This is a genomic window from Pseudomonas sp. BLCC-B112, assembly GCF_028550695.1.
Taxonomy (GTDB): domain Bacteria; phylum Pseudomonadota; class Gammaproteobacteria; order Pseudomonadales; family Pseudomonadaceae; genus Aquipseudomonas; species Aquipseudomonas danubii.
In genome coordinates, this window is the sequence record NZ_JAQQGK010000009.1 from 245,675 (window position 1) to 268,503 (window position 22,829).

The 22,829-nt window shown below is 61.2% G+C and carries 17 protein-coding genes; 11 read left to right on the top strand and 6 right to left on the bottom strand.

The genetic code is table 11. The features are described from left to right. Nucleotides 1-114 precede the first annotated feature (114 nt). Nucleotides 115-906, bottom strand: coding sequence for a CPBP family intramembrane glutamic endopeptidase (locus tag PQT43_RS23690; RefSeq protein WP_253084521.1), 792 nt, complete (start codon nt 904-906; stop codon nt 115-117). On the opposite strand from PQT43_RS23690, the gene PQT43_RS23695 reads away from it, so the two are divergent. Then, a complete protein-coding gene (locus PQT43_RS23695) occupies nt 891-1,115 on the top strand; it encodes a hypothetical protein (RefSeq protein WP_146232663.1) in 225 nt (74 codons plus the stop codon). The two genes, PQT43_RS23690 and PQT43_RS23695, sit on opposite strands and share 16 nt — an antisense overlap. Here the strand turns inward: PQT43_RS23695 and acnA are convergent. Next, a complete protein-coding gene (acnA, locus tag PQT43_RS23700; RefSeq protein ID WP_272754754.1) occupies nt 1,085-3,826 on the bottom strand; it encodes an aconitate hydratase AcnA in 2,742 nt (913 codons plus the stop codon). The two genes, PQT43_RS23695 and acnA, sit on opposite strands and share 31 nt — an antisense overlap. 208 nt (nt 3,827-4,034) lie before the next feature. Here acnA and rlmM point away from each other — a divergent pair, with 208 nt between their 5' ends. Both rlmM and tusA read left to right on the top strand, forming a co-directional pair. Then, entirely contained in the window at nt 4,035-5,108 is a 1,074-nt protein-coding gene (rlmM, locus tag PQT43_RS23705; protein ID WP_102863789.1) for a 23S rRNA (cytidine(2498)-2'-O)-methyltransferase RlmM, read from the top strand. A gap of 192 nt (nt 5,109-5,300) precedes the next feature. After that, entirely contained in the window at nt 5,301-5,552 is a 252-nt protein-coding gene (gene tusA, locus PQT43_RS23710) for a sulfurtransferase TusA (protein ID WP_047302965.1), read from the top strand. On the opposite strand, the gene PQT43_RS23715 is transcribed toward tusA, so the two are convergent. Then, nucleotides 5,549-6,958, bottom strand: coding sequence for an MATE family efflux transporter (locus tag PQT43_RS23715; RefSeq protein WP_102879011.1), 1,410 nt, complete (start codon nt 6,956-6,958; stop codon nt 5,549-5,551). The two genes, tusA and PQT43_RS23715, sit on opposite strands and share 4 nt — an antisense overlap. 188 nt (nt 6,959-7,146) lie before the next feature. Here PQT43_RS23715 and pdxB point away from each other — a divergent pair, with 188 nt between their 5' ends. Continuing rightward, nucleotides 7,147-8,289 carry a 4-phosphoerythronate dehydrogenase PdxB gene (gene pdxB / locus PQT43_RS23720; RefSeq protein ID WP_110596937.1) on the top strand — a complete coding sequence of 381 codons (1,143 nt, stop codon included), beginning with the start codon at nt 7,147-7,149 and terminating at the stop codon, nt 8,287-8,289. A gap of 75 nt (nt 8,290-8,364) precedes the next feature. Here pdxB and PQT43_RS23725 read toward each other — a convergent pair whose 3' ends face one another. Beyond that, the gene (locus PQT43_RS23725; protein WP_102863786.1) at nt 8,365-8,544 is read right to left on the bottom strand and encodes a PA1571 family protein; all 180 of its coding nucleotides are present in this window, start codon (nt 8,542-8,544) and stop codon (nt 8,365-8,367) included. Nucleotides 8,545-8,803: 259 nt separating this feature from the next. On the opposite strand from PQT43_RS23725, the gene PQT43_RS23730 reads away from it, so the two are divergent. Then, nucleotides 8,804-10,582, top strand: a complete 1,779-nt coding sequence (locus tag PQT43_RS23730) for an ABC transporter transmembrane domain-containing protein (protein ID WP_272754759.1) — start codon at nt 8,804-8,806, stop codon at nt 10,580-10,582. Between the two features lie 135 nt (nt 10,583-10,717). On the opposite strand, the gene PQT43_RS23735 is transcribed toward PQT43_RS23730, so the two are convergent. Further along, nucleotides 10,718-12,646, bottom strand: a complete 1,929-nt coding sequence (locus PQT43_RS23735) for a transglycosylase SLT domain-containing protein (protein ID WP_110596935.1) — start codon at nt 12,644-12,646, stop codon at nt 10,718-10,720. Nucleotides 12,647-12,859: 213 nt separating this feature from the next. Between PQT43_RS23735 and PQT43_RS23740 the strand changes: the two genes are divergently transcribed. After that, nucleotides 12,860-14,779: an ATP-binding cassette domain-containing protein gene (locus PQT43_RS23740; protein ID WP_268562481.1), complete on the top strand. Its 1,920-nt coding sequence runs from the start codon at nt 12,860-12,862 to the stop codon at nt 14,777-14,779. 87 nt (nt 14,780-14,866) lie between these two features. Here PQT43_RS23740 and PQT43_RS23745 read toward each other — a convergent pair whose 3' ends face one another. After that, a complete protein-coding gene (locus PQT43_RS23745; protein ID WP_047302975.1) occupies nt 14,867-15,304 on the bottom strand; it encodes a universal stress protein in 438 nt (145 codons plus the stop codon). Between the two features lie 101 nt (nt 15,305-15,405). On the opposite strand from PQT43_RS23745, the gene PQT43_RS23750 reads away from it, so the two are divergent. The 5 genes from PQT43_RS23750 (at nt 15,406) to topA (ending at nt 22,814) form a co-directional block, all read left to right on the top strand. Next, nucleotides 15,406-15,843, top strand: a complete 438-nt coding sequence (locus PQT43_RS23750; protein WP_110596934.1) for a hypothetical protein — start codon at nt 15,406-15,408, stop codon at nt 15,841-15,843. Nucleotides 15,844-16,399: 556 nt separating this feature from the next. After that, on the top strand, nt 16,400-18,547 hold the full coding sequence (gene fadB / locus PQT43_RS23755) for a fatty acid oxidation complex subunit alpha FadB (RefSeq protein ID WP_102863780.1): 2,148 nt from the start codon (nt 16,400-16,402) through the stop codon (nt 18,545-18,547). Nucleotides 18,548-18,575: 28 nt separating this feature from the next. Further along, complete coding sequence (gene fadA, locus PQT43_RS23760) at nt 18,576-19,751, top strand: acetyl-CoA C-acyltransferase FadA (protein WP_102879017.1); 1,176 nt, start codon at nt 18,576-18,578, stop codon at nt 19,749-19,751. Between the two features lie 99 nt (nt 19,752-19,850). Continuing rightward, on the top strand, nt 19,851-20,087 hold the full coding sequence (locus tag PQT43_RS23765) for a DUF1653 domain-containing protein (protein WP_102864102.1): 237 nt from the start codon (nt 19,851-19,853) through the stop codon (nt 20,085-20,087). 114 nt (nt 20,088-20,201) lie between these two features. After that, a complete protein-coding gene (topA, locus tag PQT43_RS23770; protein ID WP_102863778.1) occupies nt 20,202-22,814 on the top strand; it encodes a type I DNA topoisomerase in 2,613 nt (870 codons plus the stop codon). Nucleotides 22,815-22,829: the final 15 nt, after the last annotated feature.

Sequence of the window (22,829 nt, forward strand, 5' to 3'; positions counted from 1 at the left end):
GCTTGCAAAATGCGCCACCGCGGTTCCGATGGCTTTGGCGAGGCGTTAATCATTGACCTTCTTCCTTGATAGTCAATTGTCCTGAAGTACTGGTTTTGGCAACTTTTCGCTGGGCTATCCGGCGAGCATCGGATAGCTGAACAGGCCGAAATGCAGCAGATTGAGACCGAAGTGCGTAGCAATTGCCGCACCCAGGCCTCCAAAGCGATAGGCCAGACCGTAGCCGACCCCGGCGATGGTCGCCAGTAGGGTCCATTGCCAGCCAGCACCCAGGTGTACCAGGCCAAATAACAGGGCTGCACACAGCAGTGCCAGGTTCTCACCATAAGGAAGGGCCTTGAACCTCCGGCTCAGGCCGCCCTGGATGTAACCCCGGAACAGCGCTTCCTCCACCAGGGTGACCAGCAGCAGATTGTTCAGCACCCACAACCAGGCCTGATCCGGCCATTTCGGCGCCCAACTGATGATTCCCAGCAGCAATGCTCCGCCCAATGCAGCGATTGCGCACAACGTCAGGGCCAGAACCGTTGCGTAGAGCGACAGACGCAGCGAGCGCCGACCGACGATCCAGGGGCAGACCAAGAGCAGCCAGAAGCCGATCAGCGGTTTGTCCTGATTCAGGTACATGGAGAAGGGCACGGCGTCGTCGGTAAAGCGCTGCGGGTCGATGGCCCGGCCGTTGTAGAAGCCTGGCAGCCAGTGCATGGCCAGAGCCAGGGCGAGCACCACGAACAGGCCGTGGCCCAGGTATTGGCCGATGCGGCTGTGTTGCTGGCGTACGGCAAATCCGGCGCAGAGCAGCAGGAAGATCGAGAGGGCGGCCAGCAGCCCCAGTTGCCCGTAGCTCAGAGCCAGTGCGTAGCCGATAGAAAGGAGTGCCAGATACATCCATGGCAAAGCGGTCATTTGGAATCCTTGTTGCAAAAGAAAGAGGTATTGCAGAAACGTTGTTCAGCGGCGGATCTGTAGTCGCCATTGCGACCGGTGAGTCAGCTTTGGCGGGCGGCAAGTATAACCAGCTGAGTTTTGTTCGACAGGCCGACGAAAAACACCGCCCTGAGGCGGTGTTTTATTTCGTGGTGGATCAGGATGCAATCAGTTGGCGCAACACGTAATGCAGGATCCCTCCGGACTTGAAGTACTCGACTTCGTTCAGCGTATCGATGCGGCACAGCACCTCGATTTTCTCCTGGCTGCCATCCTCACGGGTGATCACCAGGGGCAGGTTCATCCGCGGGGTCAGTTCCACGTCGCTCAGGCCGAGGATGTCCAGGGTCTCCTTGCCGCTGAGTTTCAGGCTCTTGCGGTTCTGGTCGAGCTTGAACTGCAAGGGCAAGACCCCCATGCCCACCAGATTGGAGCGGTGGATGCGCTCGAAGCTTTCGGCGATCACCGCCTTGACCCCCAGCAGGTTGGTGCCCTTGGCGGCCCAGTCACGGCTGGAGCCGGTGCCGTATTCCTGACCGGCGATGACCACCAGCGGCGTGCCCGAGGCCTGATATTTCATGGCCGCGTCGTAGATCGGCATTTTCTCGCCACTGGGGATGTAGAGCGTATTGCCGCCTTCTTCGCCGCCGAGCATTTCGTTGCGGATGCGGATGTTGGCGAAGGTGCCGCGCATCATCACTTGGTGATTGCCCCGACGCGAGCCGTAGGAGTTGAAGTCCCGGGGCTCCACGCCCTTGTCCCGCAGGTAGCGCCCGGCCGGGCTGTCGGCCTTGATATTGCCGGCGGGAGAGATGTGGTCGGTGGTCACCGAGTCCCCCAGCAGCGCCAGCACCCGTGCGCCGTTGACGTCCTTGATTTCCGGCAGGGGGCCGGCAATGTCGTCGAAGAAGGGAGGGTGCTGGATATAGGTGGAGTCGTCCTGCCAGACATAAGTGGCCGCCTGTGGCACTTCAATGGCTTGCCATTGGGCGTCACCGGCAAACACCTCGGCGTATTCCTTGTGGAACATCCGTGTGTTGACCTGGGCCACGGCCTCGGCGATTTCCTGGCTGCTGGGCCAGATGTCCCGCAGGTACACCGGCTGGCCATCCTTACCTTGACCCAGCGGTTCGCTGCTGATGTCGATACGTACCGTGCCGGCCAGGGCATAGGCCACCACCAGGGGCGGTGAAGCCAGCCAGTTGGTTTTGACCAGGGGATGCACCCGGCCTTCGAAGTTGCGGTTGCCCGACAGCACCGAAGCCACGGTGAGGTCGGCTTGCTGGATGGCTTTCTCGATCGGTTCCTGTAGCGGACCTGAGTTGCCGATGCAGGTGGTGCAGCCATAGCCCACCAGATCGAAGCCCAGTTGGTCCAGGTAAGGCGTAAGTCCGGCGGCTTTATAGTAGTCAGTCACCACCTTGGAGCCTGGAGCCAGCGAACTCTTGACCCAGGGTTTGCGCTGCAGGCCCTTTTCCACGGCTTTCTTGGCCACCAGGCCTGCCGCCATCATCACGCTAGGGTTGGAGGTATTGGTGCAGGAGGTGATGGCGGCGATCACCACCGCGCCGTTTTTCAGGCGATAGGTCTGGCCTGCGTCCTGGTAGTCGGCTTCGCCCACCAGGTCGGCATTGCCCACGGCGACACCGCCGCCGCCCTCGCTTTCCAGGCGACCTTCTTCCTTGCTGGTGGGTTTGAACTGTAGGTCGAGGAAGTCAGTGAAGGCTTGGGCCACATTGGGCAGCGCGACCCGGTCTTGTGGCCGTTTGGGGCCGGCGAGACTGGCCTCCACGGTGCCCATGTCCAAGGCCAGGCTGTCGGTGAATACCGGCTCCTTGCCCGGCAGGCGCCACAGGCCCTGGGCCTTGCTATAGGCCTCCACCAGTTTCACCAACTCGGCAGGGCGCCCGGACAGGCGCAGGTAATCCAGGGTGATGTCGTCCACCGGGAAGAAGCCGCAGGTGGCGCCATATTCCGGGGCCATGTTGGCAATGGTGGCGCGGTCTGCCAGGGGCAGGTCGGCTAGGCCATCGCCATAGAACTCGACGAACTTGCCCACTACGCCCTTCTTGCGCAGCATCTGGGTCACCGTCAGCACCAGATCGGTGGCGGTAATGCCCTCCTTGAGCTTGCCGGTGAGTTTGAAGCCGATGACTTCCGGAATCAGCATCGACACCGGCTGGCCCAGCATTGCCGCTTCTGCCTCGATCCCGCCCACGCCCCAGCCCAGCACGCCGAGGCCGTTGATCATGGTGGTGTGGGAGTCGGTGCCTACCAGGGTGTCGGGGAAGGCGTAGGTGCGGCCATCCTCGTCCTTGGTCCAGACCGTGCGCCCCAGGTATTCCAGGTTGACCTGGTGACAGATGCCTGTGCCCGGCGGCACCACGCTGAAGTTGTCGAAGGCGCTCTGGCCCCAGCGCAGGAAGGCATAGCGTTCGCCGTTGCGCTGCATTTCGATGTCGACGTTTTGCTCGAAGGCGCTACTGCTGGCGAACTTGTCCACCATCACCGAGTGGTCGATCACCAGATCCACCGGGGACAGCGGGTTGATCCGTTGGGGGTCGCCACCGGCCTTGGCCATGGCAGCGCGCATGGCGGCCAGGTCGACCACGGCGGGCACACCGGTAAAGTCCTGCATCAGGACGCGAGCGGGTCGGTATTGGATCTCCCGGTCGGAGCGACGCTCCTTGAGCCAGGCGGCGAGGGCCTTGAGGTCGGCGCCGGTGACGGTCTTGTCGTCTTCCCAGCGCAGCAGGTTTTCCAGCAGGACTTTCAGCGACATGGGCAGGGCGTCGATATCGCCCAGGCTCTTGGCGGCGTCCGGCAGGCTGAAATAGTGATAAGTCTTGTCGTCGACTTTTAGGGTTTTAAGGGTTTTCAGGCTATCGAGGGATGGCATTGAATGACTCCTTGTGGCCCGCACGGCTACGGGCCTGTGATACGGACAGAGGGTTAACCTAGCTCTGTTTGGGGCTTATAGCTAATCACTGGACTCCTGGGTTCAGTCCAAGGTTCCGAACTCGGTTATGATGCGCCGGTTTTCGTGACAGGCTTTGCTACAGGGCAGGTTTGCGCATCGATTCGTCGCCATTTGCCCAGGAGATTCAATGAACACCCTGTTTATCCATTGCCGGCCCGGTTTCGAGGGCGAAGTCTGCTCCGAGATCGCCGACCACGCGGCTCGGCTGAATGTCGCCGGCTACGCCAAGGCCAAGCCCAGCACTGCCTGCGCCGAGTTCATCTGCACCGAGGACGACGGCGCCCAGCGCCTGATGCAGGGGCTGCGCTTTGCCGAACTGATCTTCCCCCGGCAGTGGGCCCGCGGCGGCTTCATCGAGTTGCCGGAAACCGACCGCATTAGCGTGATCCTGGCCTACCTGGCCGGCTTTCCCCAGTGCGGCAGCCTGTGGCTGGAGGTGGTGGATACCAATGACGGCAAGGAACTGTCGAACTTCTGCAAAAAGTTCGAAGGTCCGCTGCGCAAGGCCCTGAGCGCTGCCGGCAAGCTGGTGGAGGATGCCGCCAAGCCGCGCTTGCTGTTGACCTTCAAGAGTGGGCGTGAAGTCTTTGTCGGCCTGGCGGATGCCGGCAACTCGGCCATGTGGCCGATGGGCATTCCGCGCTTGAAGTTCCCCCGGGAAGCGCCAAGCCGTTCGACCCTGAAACTGGAAGAGGCCTGGCACCACTTCATCCCTCGGGATCAGTGGGATGAGCGTTTGCACAGCGACATGACCGGGGTCGACCTGGGTGCGGCGCCAGGAGGCTGGACCTGGCAGTTGGTCAATCGCGGCATGCTGGTGACCGCCGTCGATAACGGCCCTATGGCTGAAAGCCTGATGGACACTGGCCTGGTGCAACACCTGATGGCGGACGGCTTTACCTTCAAGCCGCGACAGCCGGTGGACTGGATGGTCTGCGACATCGTCGAGAAGCCGGCGCGCAACGCCGCACTTCTGGAAACCTGGATCGGCGAGGGCCATTGCCGCGAGGCCGTGGTCAACCTGAAGCTGCCGATGAAGCAGCGTTACGCCGAAGTGAAGCGTTTGCTGGAGCGGATTGAAGAGGGCTTCAAGGCGCGGGGAATTCGGGTGGCGATCGGCTGCAAGCAGCTGTATCACGACCGCGAGGAAGTGACCTGCCACCTGCGTCGCCTGGATGTGAAAAAGCCCAAGTCGGCGTAGTACCCGCAACACCGCCCGCTTCCAGGTAGGAGCCGGCTTGCCGGCGAAAAAGGCCCCGCAGCTGTGCAAGGCGTGAGGATGCCTTCGCTGGCAAGCCAGCTCCTACGGCAGGGCCGGGGCCGTGGAACGACGGCAACAGATGACCCTATGGCACCATTGCGCGACAATGGCCGCCTGTTTCAGGAGTGAACCATGAGTCAAATCATCGATACGCCGGTTGACGGCACCCTCGACGCCACCGGCCTCAATTGCCCCGAGCCGGTGATGATGCTGCACCAGCACATTCGCGACCTGCCCGCAGGCGGGCTGCTGAAAGTGATCGCCACCGACCCTTCCACCCGCCGCGACATTCCCAAGTTCTGCGTGTTCCTCGACCACGAACTGGTGGCGCAGCAGGAAGAGGCCGGCACCTACCTCTACTGGATTCGCAAGAAGCTCGATTAACCCGCCGAACGGCCGATGCGGATCTGCTTGCGCGCACTGCGTGTCAGGCGGATTAACAGCATCAGCGCGGCGCAGGTCAAGCCGGCAATCAACCCCTCCCACAGACCGCTCGGGCCCCGTGCCGCTCCGAACCAATCGGTCAGGCCCAGGGCGTAGCCCACCGGCAAACCAATCCCCCAGTAAGCGAACAGGGTCAGGATCATGGTCACCCGAGTGTCCTGATAGCCGCGCAGTGCGCCGGCGGCGGTGACCTGAATGCCATCGGAAAACTGGAACAATGCCGAGTACACGATGAGCATCGAGGCTACCTGGATCACCATCGGGTCGTTGGTGTAGATCGAGGCGATGGGTTCACGCAGCAGGTACATCAGGCTTGCCGACAGGCAGGCGTAGGCCAGTGCCGCGCCCATGCCGACTCCGGCGCTGAAGCGTGCGTCGCGCGGTTGCTGACGGCCCAGAGACTGGCCGACCCGCACCGTTACGGCCATGGCCAGGGAGTAGGGGATCATGAACATCAGGGCGCTGACGTTGAGGGCAATCTGGTGTCCGGCCACTACCGTGGCGCCCAGGCTGCCGATCAACAGGGCGATGACCGCGAAGATGCTCGACTCGGCGAACACCGCGATGCCGATGGGCAGGCCGACACTCACCAGGCGCTTGATCACCGCCCATTGTGGCCAGTCGAACCGGCTGAACAGCTGGATCTTGCGATAGGCCGGTGCCCAGTGAACCCAGCCGGCCATGCCCAGCATCATGGCCCACATCACGATCGCCGTGGCCCAGCCACAGCCGACGCCGCCCATGGCCGGCACACCGAAGTGGCCATAAATGAAGATGTAGTTGATGGGGATGTTGAGGGCCAGGCCACAAAGCCCGATGACCATGCTCGGCACTGTGCGGCCCAGCCCGTCGCTCAAGCAGCGCAGCACGTAGTACAGCGCTACAGCCGGCAGGCCGCTGGCGATGCCGTGCAGATAACCCATGCAGGGCTTGATCAGTTCCGGATCAACCTTCATCAGGTGCAGTATCGGTTCGGCGCTGATCAATATCAGCGTGGCCGAGAGGCCCGTCACTACCGCCAGCCACAGGGCCTGGCGCACCACCGGACTGATCTCGTGCAGCTTGCCGGCACCAAAGCGCTGGGCCACTTTGGGTGTGGTGGCCAGCAGGGTGCCGGTCATCAGCAGGAACACTGGAATCCAGATTGAGTTGCCCAGGGCTACGGCCGCGAGATCCCGCGGACTGACCCGACCGGCCATGACGGCATCGACAAAGCCCATGGCGGTGGTGGCCACCTGGGCAATCATGATGGGCAGGGCCAGTCGCAGCAGGTCGCGCAGTTCGCGGCCAACCCGGGCAGGGCGGCTGGTGGCTGGGGTGATGGGAGTGTCGGTCACGGAATTCACGGGGCGTAGCGTCCATAGGCGTGTTGCGCGGGACGCGACAGTCTACGCGTTGACACTCTGGTCAGGAAAAAATCCAGTGTTGTGGATTTGTAATGGCCGGCCGCGGGGAAATGAGTGCTCGACCTCAAGCCGCGCTGGCTCGGCCTGTCATCTGCGCCTACACTGCGGCTCCGCACGAGGAGCCAGCCATGTTGATTGTTGCCGACGAAAATATTCCCCTGATCGAAGAGTTCTTTGCCGGCTTCGGCGAGATCCGGCGTTTCCCCGGGCGTGCCATTGATCGGGCGACCGTGGAGCAGGCGGATGTGTTGCTGGTGCGCTCGGTGACTCAAGTCGATCGCCAATTGCTGGAAGGCAGTCCGGTGCGGTTTGTCGGCACCTGCACCATCGGCACCGATCATCTGGACCTGGATTACTTCCAGCAGGCGGGTATCAGTTGGTCCAGTGCGCCGGGCTGCAATGCCCGTGGCGTGGTGGATTATGTACTGGGCAGCCTGTTGACCCTGGCCGAGATCGAAGGGGCGGATCTGGCTCAACGCTGTTACGGCGTGGTGGGGGCTGGTGAAGTCGGCGGACGCCTGATCAAGGTCCTGCGCGGTCTGGGTTGGCAAGTCCTGGTCTGTGATCCGCAGCGACAGGCGGCGGAAGGCGGCGACTACGTCAGCCTGGAGCAATTGATCGAACGTTGCGACGTCATCAGCCTGCATACGCCACTGGCTCGGCATGGCGAGCATTCCACCTGGCACCTGCTGGATCGCCAGCGCTTGAACCAGCTCAAGCAAGGTACCTGGCTGATCAATGCAGCCCGTGGCCCGGTGGTGGATAACCAGGCACTGCGTGAAGTGTTGCTGCAGCGTGAGGATTTGCAGGCGGTGCTGGATGTCTGGGAAGAGGAGCCGACAGTGGATCGCGAGCTGGCGGACCTGTGCGTGCTGGCCACGCCCCATATCGCCGGCTACAGCCTGGATGGCAAGCAGCGTGGCACGGCGCAGATCTACCAGGCCTACTGCCGCTTCCTCGGTCAGGCCGAACAGGTCAGCCTGGCCACCTTGCTGCCGGCGCCCTGGGTGCCGCAAGTCAGCCTGAATGCCAATGCCGACCCGGCCTGGGCCCTGGCGATGATCTGCCGGGCGGTGTATGACCCGCGCCGTGATGATGCGGATTTTCGCCGTAGCCTGGCGGATGATGTCGCCCAGCAACGCAGCGCCTTCGACGGCCTGCGCAAGCATTATCCGGAGCGTCGCGAGATTGACGGGCTGCAAGTGCGGATTCAGGGTGATTCGCCAGCCCTGAGCCAGATCGTTCGGGCCCTGGGCGCCAGCGAAGTCTGAAGTCGTTCAGACAGTAAAGCTCGCCCATAAAAAACCCGGCCGCCAGGCCGGGTCAAGAGGACATGAGGCTGAGTGTCAATCTTGCCGAGCAGGCTTGACCAGTCGCTTTTCCAGTTCGCGGCAGGCGTTCTGGATCATTTCTTCAGTAATAGGTACTTCGCGACCCTGGGCGTCGATGATGGCACACCCCAGAGACTGGTTCGGCTGGGTACGGATTACTTGAATCTTGTCATTGCTGCTGTGTTGCAAGGACATGGCCTGTCTCCTCATCAGGTTGTGTGCTTACTCTAGAATGGCCGGGTGACCAAGCTGTTACAGACCGCCGCAAGGGCTGGCCCGGCGACTTCACTCCAACAGAAATGCCCGGGGAGTGCCAGCCACGGATTAGACCGATAATCTCTAGGCGCTAGTGTCAGCGGTCATAATCAACCTGACTCATTGTGATTTAGCAAAGTTCCTGCGAATTCCTCTCGTTGCCGCCGCTGCAACGGGTCAGTCGCCGGTGCGTCAATGGATGAACTGCATGCTCTCTTCTCGTCACCGCCGGGCGTTGCATCTGGCCAGCCGTTTTATCGCTCCCTACCGTTGGCAGGCGCTCGGCGCCCTGCTGGCATTGATTGTTACCGCGGGCATCACCTTGTCCATGGGGCAGGGGATTCGCCTGTTGGTGGACCAGGGTTTCATGACCCAGTCCCCGCATTTGCTGAACCAGTCCATTGGCCTGTTCCTGCTGCTGGTCCTGGCCCTGGCGGTAGGCACGTTCGTGCGTTTCTATCTGGTGTCCTGGATCGGCGAGCGCTGCGTGGCGGACATCCGGCGCCAGGTGTTCAATCACCTGATCTACCTGCATCCCGGCTTCTACGAGAACAATCGCAGCTCGGAGATCCAATCGCGACTCACGGCGGACACCACCTTGCTGCAGTCGGTGATCGGTTCTTCGCTGTCGTTGTTCCTGCGGAATGCGCTGATGGTGTTGGGAGGGATCGTCCTGCTGTTCGTCACCAACCCCAAGCTCACCAGCATCGTGGTGGTGGCCTTGCCGCTGGTGCTGGTGCCGATCCTGATTTTCGGCCGCCGGGTGCGCAGCCTGTCGCGCTTGAGTCAGGACCGGATCGCCGATATCGGCAGCTATGTGTCCGAGACGCTGGGGCAGATCAAGACGGTCCAGGCCTACAACCACCAGGCCCAGGACGAGCAGCGCTTTGCCGTGACGGTGGAGCAGGCCTTCGATACCGCGCGCAAGCGTATTGTCCAGCGCGCCTGGCTGATCACCCTGGTGATCGTCCTGGTCTTGGGCGCGGTGGGGGTGATGCTCTGGGTAGGAGGCATGGATGTGATCGCCGGGCGTATTTCCGGCGGTGAGCTGGCGGCTTTCGTGTTCTACAGCCTGATCGTCGGTAGCGCCTTTGGCACCTTGAGTGAGGTCATTGGCGAACTGCAGCGCGCTGCCGGAGCTGCGGAGCGGATCGCCGAACTGCTGCGGGCGGAGAACATTATCCAGGCGCCCAGTAGCGGTCTGGTGAGCTTGCCGGCACGTGTGCAGGGCGATCTGGAGTTGGACGGCCTGAGCTTTTCCTATCCGTCAAGGCCGGACCGCTACGCCGTCGATGGCCTGAGCCTGAAGGTTCAGGCCGGAGAAACCCTGGCGTTGGTCGGGCCGTCGGGGGCAGGCAAATCAACCCTCTACGATCTGCTGCTGCGTTTCTACGACCCGCAGCAGGGGCGGATATTGCTGGATGGCGTGCCCCTGACCCAGCTCGATCCGCTGGATCTGCGGCGCTGTTTTGCCCTGGTGTCGCAAAGCCCGGCGCTGTTCTACGGCAGCATCGAAGAGAACATCCGCTATGGCAATCCTGATGCCACCCTGGACCAAGTCCAGGAGGCGGCGAAGATCGCCTATGCCCACGAGTTCATCGAGCAGATGCCAGAGGGGTATCAGACTCATCTGGGGGATGGCGGGCTGGGACTTTCTGGCGGACAGCGGCAACGCCTGGCAATTGCTCGCGCGTTGTTGGTGGATGCGCCGATTCTGTTACTGGACGAGGCCACCAGTGCCCTGGATGCGCAGAGTGAGCATTTGATTCAGCAAGCCTTGCCCAGCCTGATGAAGAACCGCACCACCTTGGTGATCGCCCATCGCCTGGCCACGGTGAAGAATGCCGACCGGATTGCGGTCATGGATCAGGGCAGGCTGGTGGCGGTGGGTACTCATCAGCAACTGATCGCCAACAGTCCGCTGTATGCGCGTCTGGCGGCCCTGCAGTTCAGCGAAGGTCCTCAGGCGCCTGTGTAGGAGCCGGCTTGCTGGCTAAAGCGGCCATCAGGCTGGCGCCGAGTCCGAAGGCCTCTTTGCCGGTATGCCAGCTCCCGCAATGGGTGGCCGCCCAATAAAAAGCCCGCATCGCTGCGGGCTTGTAGAAGGCTGGCTTCACTGATCGTCGAAGTAGCGCTCATGCCAGTCCACCAGCGGCTGCGGTGAGTTGAGCTTCTGGCCGTAGATCACCGAGTAGGACAGCACGTTCTGCACATACTGGCGGGTTTCGTCGAAGGGAATGCTTTCCACCCACACGTCGAAACTCAGGTGGTCGGCGCCCTTGAGCCATTGCCGCACCCGTCCAGGACCCGCGTTATAGGCAGCAGATGCCAATACCCGGTTGCCGTTGAACTGGCTGTGGACCTGGCTCAGGTACGCCGCACCCAATTGGATGTTCTTGTCCGGGTCCAGCACTTGCTGGGGAGAGGCCAGGGGAATGCTGAACTTGCGCGCGGTTTCCTTGGCGGTACCAGGCATCAGTTGCATCAGGCCGCTGGCGCCCACGTGGGAACGGGCATCGTCCATGAAGGCGCTTTCCTGGCGGGTGATGGCGAACACCCAGCTGGAATGCAGGCCGCGGACCTTGGCTTCGCGCACCAGGGTGTCGCGGTGAGCCATGGGGAAGCGGATGTCCAGGTCATCCCAGTACTGGGCCTGGCTGATGGTGCGAATGGCCGGGAAGTACCATTTCAGGTCGTAGGCCAGCCTGGCCTGGGCCACCATTTCGTCACGGTTGAAGTGCCGGCTGACGTGGTACCACTCACGGCGACCATCGACGATCTGGCCCCGGGCATGGAATTCCAGGGCGCGACGCACGCCCGGAGTGTTGCGCACTTTGTTGATGACTGCCTGGCTCAGCATCAGCGGTTGGTTGTTCAACTGATAGGGGGCCTTGGCGTGATCCGCGGCGAGGAATCCGTAGAAATCACGCTCCCGGGCCAGGCCTTTGAACAGCGCCAGGGCCTGGGGGTTCTTTGGCTGGGCCAGCTCCAGGCTGCGCGCCTGCCAGTAGCGCCAGCGGTTGGTGCTGGCCAGGTCCTGAGGCAGCTTGCGGGTCAGCTGGTAGGCATCTTCCCAGCGCGCCAGGCGCAGCAGCAGGCGCAGGCGCCATTCGGAGACGGTGTTGTCCCGCAGCTCTGGGTCGTACTTGGTCATGACGTCCAGGGCGCGGCTGTCGAAGCGCCGGGCCAGGGTCAGGCCGATTTCGCGGGCAATGGCCACTTTTTCGTCACGTGAGAAGTGCATGCTGCTGGCATAGCCGTCCAGCAGGGCCATGGCCTTGTCCGGGTCCTGGCGAGCCAGGCGGCGCAGGCCCAGGCCGACCACGTCGGACATCGCCTCATCGGCGGGCTGGAAGCGCGAAGGCTGGCTCAGCAGCTCCGGCTTTTGCGCCACGTCCACCAGCAGACGGCCCTGGGGCGCGAGGGTGGTCATGCTCTTGACCAGGCTGTTGGCCAGGGGGTAGTTGCGGGCTTCGGCCGCCAGCTTGGCCCGCTGCCAGCGCTTCTGTTCGGTCAGTTGGCCTTCAGCGGCCCATTGGGCGAACAGCGCGTCACAGGCGGCCGGTTGTGATTTGCCGGTCAGCCAGAGCTTTTCGGTGGCGGCGTAGCCTTGCGCCTTGAGGTTATGGCCCAGTTGGTACTGGCCATTGAGGCAGTCCAGTTCGGTGAAGTTGAGTTTCGGGTCGTAATACCGGGTGAAGGTGGCCCAGTCGCCGCGTTCCGCCAGCCAGCGCAGCCAGCGCAGTTTCATCCAGTTGGCTTGAGGCAGGTCGCCATGTTCGGCGAGGAATTTCTCGATCTCGGCGTTGCTGGCGCTCTTCAGGCGGGCTGTGAGTTCGTCATAGGCCAGGTACGGTTCCAGTGGGTAGTCGCGCAGGGCATCGGCATAACGGAAATAAGGGCCTGAATCGCCCTTGGCCAGAGCGCGTTTGGCCTCGTCGTAATATCGGCGTTGCTGGGTCAGGTCCGCCGCCTGGGCGGATTGGACGGCAGTGGCGGAAAGAAGCAGACAGGATAAAAGGCTGAAAAGGCGACTGCGCATGAGACATCCGGGCAGAGAAATCATGACAAGTGCCGACAAGGCCAACACTGATTGTTCACTAGCTTAGCCTTTTGCCAGCAACCGGTGAAAGCTTTGCCGAGCCCTTGGCATCAGTTGGCAACAAAAGTGCCTTCGGGGTTGCCGGTGGCGAAATAGCGGGCCTTCTGAGGGCGCAAGTCAGGTAGAATGCGCGCCCGGTTTTTGGAGAAGAACATGACCCTGCTCAAATTCAGCGATGTGTCCCTTGCTTTCGGCGCCATGCCGTTGTTGGACAAGGTGTCCTGGCAGATCGCCCGTGGTGAGCGGGTGTGCATCATCGGCCGTAACGGTACTGGCAAATCCAGCATGATGAAGCTGGTCAAGGGCGATCAGAAGCCCGACGACGGCTCCGTATGGCGCGCACCCGGTCTGAAGATCGGCGAATTGCCTCAGGAACTGCCTGTGGCCGACGAGCGGACCGTGTTCGACGTTGTTGCCCAGGGCCTGGACGGTGTCGGCGAGCTGCTGGCCCAGTACCACCACCTGAGCCAGAACATCGTGACCGACGCCGATCTGGAAAAACTGATGCACGTCCAGCACGACCTCGAAGCCCGTGACGGCTGGCGCCTGCAGCAACTGGTGGACAGCACCCTGAGCCGCCTGCAACTGCCAGCCGACAAGACCCTCGCCGAGTTGTCCGGTGGCTGGCGGCGTCGCGTGCTGTTGGCGCAGGCCCTGGTATCCGAGCCGGATCTGCTGCTCCTCGACGAGCCGACCAACCACCTGGACATCGGCGCCATTGCCTGGCTGGAAGAGGCGCTGAAGGATTTCCAGGGCGCGGTCCTCTTTATTACCCACGACCGTTCCTTCCTGCAGAACCTTGCTACCCGCATTCTTGAACTGGATCGTGGCGGCCTGATCGATTGGAACGGCGACTACGCCAGTTTCCTGGTGCACAAGGAAGCCATGCTGGCGGCGGAAGAAACCGCCAATGCGCTGTTCGACAAGCGCCTGGCCCAGGAAGAAGTGTGGATTCGCCAGGGCATCAAGGCCCGGCGTACCCGTAACGAAGGCCGCGTGCGTGCGCTCAAGGCGCTGCGCGTGGAGCGCAGTGAGCGTCGCGAGCGTACCGGCAAGGCCAACATTCAGCTGGAAACCGCCGACAAGTCTGGCAAGCAGGTAATGGTGCTGGAGAATGTCAGCTTCGCTCACCCGGACGGCCCGTTCCTGGTCAAGGACTTCTCCATGGTCCTGCAGCGCGGCGACCGCATTGGCCTTCTGGGCGCCAACGGCACCGGCAAGACCACTTTGCTCAAGCTGATGCTCGGCGGTCTGGTGCCGAGCAGCGGCAAGGTGGAAGAGGGCACGCGGATCGACGTGGCCTACTTCGACCAGTTGCGCCACCAGTTGGACCTGGAAAAGACCGTGATCGACAACGTTGCCGAAGGTCGCGACTTCATCGAGATCGATGGCCAGAGCCGTCACGTGCTGAGCTACCTCGGTGATTTCCTGTTCAGTCCGCAACGTGCCCGTACGCCAGTCAAGGCCCTGTCCGGCGGTGAGCGTGCCCGTCTGTTGCTGGCCAAGTTGTTCAGCAAACCGGCCAACCTGCTGGTGCTCGACGAGCCGACCAACGACCTCGATGTGGAAACCCTCGAGCTGCTGGAAGAAGTGTTGCTGACCTTCCAGGGCACCGTGCTGATGGTCAGCCACGACCGGGCCTTCCTCGACAACGTGGTGACCAGCACCCTGGTCTTTGAAGGCGAAGGCAAGGTTCGCGAGTACGTTGGCGGTTATCAGGACTGGTTGCGCCAGGGTGGCTCGCCGCGGCTGCTGGGGGTTACCGAGAACAAGTCCGGCAAGGCCGAACTGAATTCCGCCGTGGTTGCGCCGGTGCAAGCCGCAGCGCCAGCCTCTGTGCAAGAGGCTCCGGCGAAGAAGAAGCTCAGCTACAAATTGCAGCGTGAGCTTGAGGCGCTGCCGGGGCAGATCGATGCGATGGAACAACAGATTGCCGGGGTCGAGGCGGAGATGGCCGATGCCGGTTTCTATCAGCGCCCGGCGGCTGAAACCGCTGCGGTCATTGCCCGGCTGGAGCAGTTGAATGCCGAGCTGGAGCAGATGGTCGAGCGCTGGGCCGAGCTGGATGCCTGAGTGACCGGTGTTTGATAAAAAAGCCCGACTTTAGCGTCGGGCTTTTTTTCGGAGCAGCGACCGGTCTGGTAGCTGTCGGGTGAGGGCTTAGCGTTTGGCCAGGTGCACAGCCAACACGTCACACGGTGCGCCGTGCAGGACGTCATTGGCGGTGGAGCCCAGCAGTAGGGCCAGGCCGTGACGGCCGTGGCTGCCCACCACGATCAGATCGCATTCCTGTTCCTTGGCCAGGTGATGTATTTCCTGGCGCGGTTGTCCATAGGTCAGGTGGCTGTATTCCTTGGTCAGCTCCGGGTACTTGTGGATCAGCCGGTCCAGGCGTTCCCTGGCCTGATCGAACTGTTGCTGCTGCAGCTGCGAAAGATCCATGGGCACGTCACCGCCGAAGGCCATGGCCATGGGTTCGACGATGTGCACCAGGGACAGCTTGGCTCCATTGCTCACCGACAGCTCGCGAGCGCGGTGGATAACAGGATCGCACTCTTCGGTTAAATCTACGGCGACCAGAATATGGTGGTAGGACATGAGGCGCTCCTCCTGAGGATTGCAATAGCTTCAAGTATGGCTGGTTTCAAGCGGGTTGGTTCCACCCAGGCCCCGCTCATCTAAAAATCGAGAGTACTGATATGACGGTCTGGATAGTGGTGTCAATCCTTGCGGTGGTTCTGAGCCCGTTGGCGTGGCTGCGGCCCTCGCGCCGCCAGAGCGGCTTGATCGCCCTGCGCCTGGAGGCGCGGCGCATGGGGTTGGCCATGCAACTGGCGCCCCAGGAATGGCCGCACTGGTTGGGGCAGGAGCCGCCCAATCCTTGCCCGCAGTACCACCGGCCGAGGCGCAGCGCACAATCGGCCTGCTGGAGTTACTGGCAGATAGCCCCTGGTAGCTGGGTCAACCAGTGGCGTGAACCCTGTGTCGATGAGTCGCTGCTCCAGCATCTGCAGACCTTGCCGCCAGGGGTCTTTAAGGTTGAAGCGGACAAGCAACTGATCGCCCTGTACTGGAGCGAGCGCGGCGAGGCCAGTGTCTTGCAGGATATCGCCTCGGTGCTCAAGGCCTTGGCCTGAAGTCATGGGGGAGGGCGTCCGCGGCAATCGTGGGCGTTTGGCAATAAAAAGCCCGACTCAGCATCGGGCGGGATGGCCAGGCAGGCCGGTAATCTCGTTTGAGCCACCCTGGGGTGGCTTCTTGCTGTCTGGGCTGTGCCCCTATTTGATAAAACTTTCTGACCTTTTCTTCAGATATATCTCCAGCTTAGTCGCTATCGTTCCCTGTGGGCTGACGATTTAGGGCGATTTTTCTAAATATTGATCCTATGAATGGCGATGAATGCAGGGGTGTGTTGATCATCTGGGGAGCAGTGAAGTGACCGCAAAGTCGCGTTTCAAACAGCGTTTTGTACGATTGACAATTGCCGGATTTTCCCTGAATGTGGCGTACCCAAATCAAACGGGCGTATGAAATGAGCGTTTGTATCTCAGGCGGCTCTATACAGAATCCCGACTATCGCGTTGGCGGGTGTGCCTGGCGGATTGGCGTTAGCATCGACGGTGACGTTAGTGCCAAGCCAGAAGTCAGCGTCCGACGTGTACTGTTCAGCTTCCATATCGTGGAGATCAGTTGATGATTTACGAAGGTAAAGCCATCACGGTTAAGGCTCTTGAAAGTGGTATCGTCGAATTGAATTTCGACCTCAAGGGTGAGTCCGTCAACAAGTTCAACCGTCTAACCCTGAATGAATTGCGTCAGGCTGTTGACACCATCAAGGCAGATGCTTCGATCAAGGGCGTGATCGTCAGCAGTGGCAAGGACGTATTCATCGTCGGCGCCGACATCACCGAGTTTGTCGATAACTTCAAGCTGCCGGATGCCGAGCTGGTGGCAGGTAACCTCGAAGCCAACAAGATCTTCAGCGATTTCGAAGACCTCAACGTGCCGACCGTTGCCGCGATCAATGGCATCGCCCTGGGCGGCGGCCTGGAAATGTGCCTGGCGGCGGACTACCGCGTCATGGCGGCCAGCGCCAAGATCGGCCTGCCGGAAGTCAAGCTGGGCATCTACCCGGGCTTCGGCGGTACCGTGCGTCTGCCGCGCATCATCGGTGCCGACAACGCCATCGAGTGGATTGCCGCCGGCAAGGAAAACCGTGCTGAAGACGCGCTGAAAGTCGGTGCCGTCGATGCTGTGGTTGCTCCCGATAAACTCAAGGACGCCGCTCTGGCCCTGGTTAAGCGCGCTATTTCCGGCGAGTTCGACTACAAGGCCAAGCGTCAGCCGAAGCTGGAAAAACTCAAGCTCAACGCCATCGAGCAGATGATGGCTTTCGAAACCGCCAAAGGTTTCGTCGCCGGTCAGGCAGGCCCGAACTATCCGGCGCCTGTTGAAGCGATCAAGACTATCCAGAAGGCCGCCAACTTCGGCCGCGACAAGGCTCTGGAAGTGGAAGCCGCGGGCTTCGTCAAACTGGCCAAGACCTCTGCCGCACAAAGCCTGATCGGTCTGTTCCTGAATGATCAGGAACTGAAGAAAAAGGCCAAGGCATACGATGAGATCGCCAAGGACGTGAAGCAGGCCGCAGTGCTCGGCGCCGGCATCATGGGCGGTGGCATTGCCTACCAGTCGGCCTCTAAAGGCACGCCGATCCTGATGAAGGACATCAACGAACACGGTATCGAGCAGGGTTTGGCGGAAGCTGCGAAACTGCTGGTCGGTCGCGTTGATAAAGGCCGCATGACTGCCGCGAAAATGGCTGAGGTGCTCAACGGCATTCGTCCAACCCTGTCTTACGGGGACTTCGGTCACGTCGACCTGGTGGTCGAGGCGGTGGTCGAGAACCCTAAGGTCAAGCAAGCGGTATTGGCTGAAGTCGAAGGTCAGGTCAAAGAGGACACCATTCTGGCGTCCAACACTTCGACCATCTCCATCAGCCTGTTGGCCAAGGCCCTCAAGCGACCGGAAAACTTCGTCGGCATGCACTTCTTCAACCCGGTGCACATGATGCCTCTGGTGGAAGTGATCCGTGGCGAGAAGTCCAGCGAGCTGGCCGTTGCCACCACCGTTGCCTACGCCAAGAAAATGGGCAAGAACCCGATCGTGGTCAACGACTGCCCGGGCTTTTTGGTCAACCGCGTTCTGTTCCCGTACTTCGGCGGTTTCGCCAAGCTGGTTAGCGCTGGTGTGGACTTCGTGCGCATCGACAAGATCATGGAAAAATTCGGCTGGCCAATGGGCCCGGCGTACCTGATGGACGTGGTCGGCATCGACACCGGTCACCACGGTCGTGACGTGATGGCTGAAGGCTTCCCGGATCGCATGAAGGACGATCGTCGTTCGGCCGTGGACGTACTCTACGAAGCCAAGCGCCTGGGCCAGAAGAACGGCAAGGGTTTCTACGCCTACGAAACCGACAAGAAGGGCAAGCAGAAGAAGGTCGCCGATCCGTCGGTGCTGGAAGTGCTCAAGCCAATCGTCTACGAGCAGCGTGAAGTCACTGACGAAGACATCATTAACTGGATGATGATCCCGCTGTGCCTGGAAACCGTTCGTTGCCTGGAAGACGGCATCGTCGAAACTGCTGCCGAAGCTGACATGGGCCTGGTCTACGGTATTGGTTTCCCTCCATTCCGTGGTGGTGCGCTGCGCTACATCGATTCCATCGGTGTTGCCCAGTTCGTTGCCCTGGCCGACCAGTACGCCGATCTGGGCGCGCTGTACCACCCGACCGCGAAGCTGCGTGAAATGGCCAAGAACGGCCAGAGCTTCTTCGGTTAAGCGCCCACACTAGAGCGAGAGTGAACATATGAGCTTGAATCCTAGAGACGTCGTGATTGTCGACTTCGGTCGTACTCCGATGGGCCGCTCCAAGGGCGGCATGCACCGCAACACCCGCGCCGAAGACATGTCGGCGCACCTGATCAGCAAACTGCTGGAACGCAACACCAAGGTCGACCCGGCGGAAGTCGAGGACGTGATCTGGGGCTGCGTCAACCAGACCCTGGAACAGGGCTGGAACATCGCGCGCATGGCGTCGCTGATGACCCAGATCCCGCACACCTCGGCCGGCCAGACCGTCAGCCGTCTGTGCGGCTCCTCCATGAGTGCACTGCATACCGCTGCGCAAGCGATCATGACCGGTAACGGTGACGTGTTCGTGGTGGGCGGCGTCGAGCACATGGGGCACGTGAGCATGATGCACGGTGTCGATCCGAACCCGCACATGTCCCTGTACGCGGCGAAAGCCTCGGGCATGATGGGCCTGACCGCCGAGATGCTGGGCAAGATGCACGGCATCACCCGTGAGCAGCAGGACGCCTTTGGCGTGCGTTCCCACCAACTCGCCCACAAGGCGACCGTGGAAGGCAAGTTCAAGGACGAAATCATCCCGATGCAGGGCTATGACGAGAACGGTTTCCTGAAACTGTTCGACTACGACGAAACCATTCGTCCCGAAACCACCCTGGAAAGCCTGGCGGCCTTGAAGCCGGCGTTCAACCCCAAGGGTGGCACCGTGACTGCCGGTACTTCGTCGCAGATCACCGACGGCGCTTCGTGCATGATCGTGATGTCGGCCCAGCGTGCCCAGGATCTGGGCATCCAGCCGCTGGCAGTGATCCGTTCCATGGCGGTGGCGGGTGTGGACCCGGCGATCATGGGCTATGGTCCAGTACCGGCCACGCAGAAAGCCTTGAAGCGCGCAGGCCTGGGCATCAACGACATCGACTTCTTCGAGCTCAACGAAGCTTTCGCCGCACAGGCCCTGCCAGTGCTGAAAGATCTGAAAGTGCTCGACAAGATGAATGAGAAGGTTAACCTGCACGGCGGCGCGATCGCCTTGGGTCACCCGTTCGGTTGCTCCGGTGCGCGTATCTCCGGGACCCTGCTCAACGTCATGAAGCAAAATGGCGGCACCTTCGGTGTGTCCACCATGTGCATCGGCCTTGGCCAGGGCATCTCGACCGTCTTCGAACGCGTTTAAGCGTTGGGTTGATGGAAGCCGGGGCCCTGTGCCCCGGTTTTTGTTTTTCTGAAGATTTATTTGTTTTTATTTTGAAAAAAATTGCACGAGGGCCAGAGCATGCAGTTACAACCCGGGCTCTATCAGCATTACAAGGGGCCGCAGTACCGCGTTTTCAGCGTGGCGCGGCACTCGGAAACGGAAGAAGAAGTAGTGTTTTACCAAGCCCTGTATGGGGATTACGGTTTTTGGGTGCGACCCTTGAGCATGTTCCTGGAGTCGGTCGAAGTTGACGGCGAGCAGGTCCCACGCTTTGCTTTGGTGCAGGCCGAACCCAGTCTTTTTTCACCGACGTAAGTGCAGGTCGCGCAGTACCCTGCGCTTGACCTCACCTTGTTGCCACTATATATAGCGGGGCCGCGTCAGGCGCCAACCGCCTTTCACTTCTCGAATTCAGGAATTTTCTGATCCATGGGCAAATCGCTGGTCATTGTGGAATCCCCGGCTAAGGCCAAGACCATCAACAAGTACTTGGGCAACCAATACGTGGTGAAGTCGAGTATCGGCCATATCCGAGACCTGCCCACCAGCGGTTCGGCGAGCGCCGCCAAAGAGCCAGCCGCCAAGCGTGGCAAGGCCGCTGCGGGCGAAGCCCCGGCCTTGTCGCCGAAGGAAAAAGCGCGCAAGCAGCTGGTTTCACGCATGGGCGTCGACCCCGAGCACGGCTGGAAGGCCAAGTACGAAATCCTTCCCGGCAAGGAAAAGGTCATTGAAGAGCTGCGCCGCCTTGCCAAGGATGCCGACACCATCTATCTCGCAACGGACTTGGACCGCGAAGGGGAAGCCATCGCCTGGCACCTGCGGGAAGCCATCGGCGGTGACGACAGCCGCTACAAGCGCGTGGTGTTCAACGAAATCACCAAGAAGGCGATCCAGGAAGCCTTCTCCCAGCCCGGCGAGCTGGATATTCATCGGGTCAACGCTCAGCAGGCCCGTCGCTTTCTTGATCGCGTGGTGGGCTACATGGTCTCGCCGCTGCTGTGGGCGAAGATTGCCCGTGGCCTGTCCGCCGGTCGTGTGCAGTCGGTAGCCGTGAAGCTGGTGGTGGAGCGCGAGCGCGAAATTCGTGCCTTTATCCCGGAAGAATACTGGGAAGTACACGCTGATCTGGGCACCGCCAAGGGTTCGAATGTGCGTTTTGAAGTGGCCCGTGAAAACGGCGAGGCCTTCAAGCCGCTCAATGAAACACAGGCCATGGCTGCCCTGGAGAAGCTCAAGGCTTCGGCCTACAGCGTCGCCAAGCGCGAAGACAAGCCCACCAGCAGCAAGCCGTCGGCGCCATTTATTACCTCCACCCTGCAGCAGGCCGCGAGCAACCGCCTGGGCTTCGGGGTGAAGAAGACCATGATGATGGCCCAGCGTCTGTATGAAGCTGGCTACATCACCTATATGCGTACCGACTCCACCAACCTCTCGGCTGATGCCGTGGCGATGGCGCGGACCTATATCGAAGACGAGTTCGGCAACAAGTACCTGCCGGCCTCGCCCAACGTCTACAGCAGCAAGGAAGGGGCCCAAGAGGCGCACGAAGCGATTCGTCCGTCCGACGTGAACACCCATCCAAGCAAACTGTCGGGCATGGAACGTGACGCTGAGCGGCTCTACGAGCTGATCTGGCGCCAGTTCGTTGCTTGCCAGATGCTGCCGGCGCAATACCTGTCCACTACCGTCAGCGTGGCCGCTGGCGACTTCGAGCTGCGCGCCAAGGGCCGCATCCTCAAGTTCGACGGCTACACCCGGGTCATGCCGCAGATCAGCAAGCCAGGTGATGACGATGTGCTGCCGGACATGGCGCAGGGCGAAGTGCTGAAGTTGATCAAGCTCGACCCAAGCCAGCACTTCACCAAGCCGCCGGCGCGCTATTCCGAAGCCAGCCTGGTGAAGGAAATGGAAAAACGCGGCATCGGTCGTCCTTCGACCTATGCAGCGATCATTTCGACCATTCAGGATCGCGGCTACGTAACCCTGCACAACCGTCGGTTCTATTCGGAAAAGATGGGTGACATCGTCACTGAGCGTCTCTCCGAAAGCTTCTCCAACCTCATGGACTACGGCTTCACCGCCGGCATGGAAGAGAACCTCGATGACGTGGCCCAGGGCGAGCGCGACTGGAAGAACGTCCTTGACGAGTTCTACGGCGACTTCAAGAAGAAACTCGAAGTGGCCGAGGGCGCTGACACCGGCATGCGCGCCAACCAGCCGGTGATGACCGATATTCCCTGCCAGACCTGCGGTCGGCCGATGCAGATTCGTACCGCTTCCACCGGCGTGTTCCTGGGTTGCTCGGGCTATAGCCTGCCTCCGAAGGAGCGATGCAAGGCCACCGTCAACCTGGTGCCGGGCGATGAGATCGCTGCGGACGACGAGGGCGAATCTGAATCCCTGGTACTGCGCGGCAAGCACCGTTGCCCGATCTGCAGCACGGCGATGGACGCTTACCTGCTGGATGAAAAGCGCAAGCTGCACATCTGCGGTAACAACCCGGATTGCGCCGGTTACGAGATCGAAGAGGGCAGCTACCGGATCAAGGGCTATGAAGGCCCGAGCCTGGAATGCGACAAGTGCGGGAGCGAGATGCAGCTCAAGACAGGTCGTTTCGGCAAGTTCTTCGGTTGCACCAATCCGACCTGCAAGAACACTCGCAAGCTGCTGAAAAGCGGCGACGCGGCGCCGCCGAAGATGGATCCGGTGAAGATGCCTGAGCTCAAATGCGAGAAGGTCAACGACACTTACATCCTGCGCGATGGTGCTTCGGGTCTGTTCCTGGCCGCCAGTCAGTTCCCGAAAAACCGTGAAACCCGTGCTCCGCTGGTGCTGGAGCTGATCCCGCACAAGGACGAAATTGATCCGAAGTACCACTTCCTTTGCGAAGCGCCGAAAAAGGACCCGGACGGTCGCCCGGCGGTGGTGCGCTATAGCCGCAAGACCAAGGAGCAGTACGTGCAGACCGAGGTTGATGGCAAGCCGACCGGCTGGCGTGCGTTCTACGACGGTGGTACCTGGAAGGTCGAAGACAAGCGCTAAGCACTGTTTGTGTCG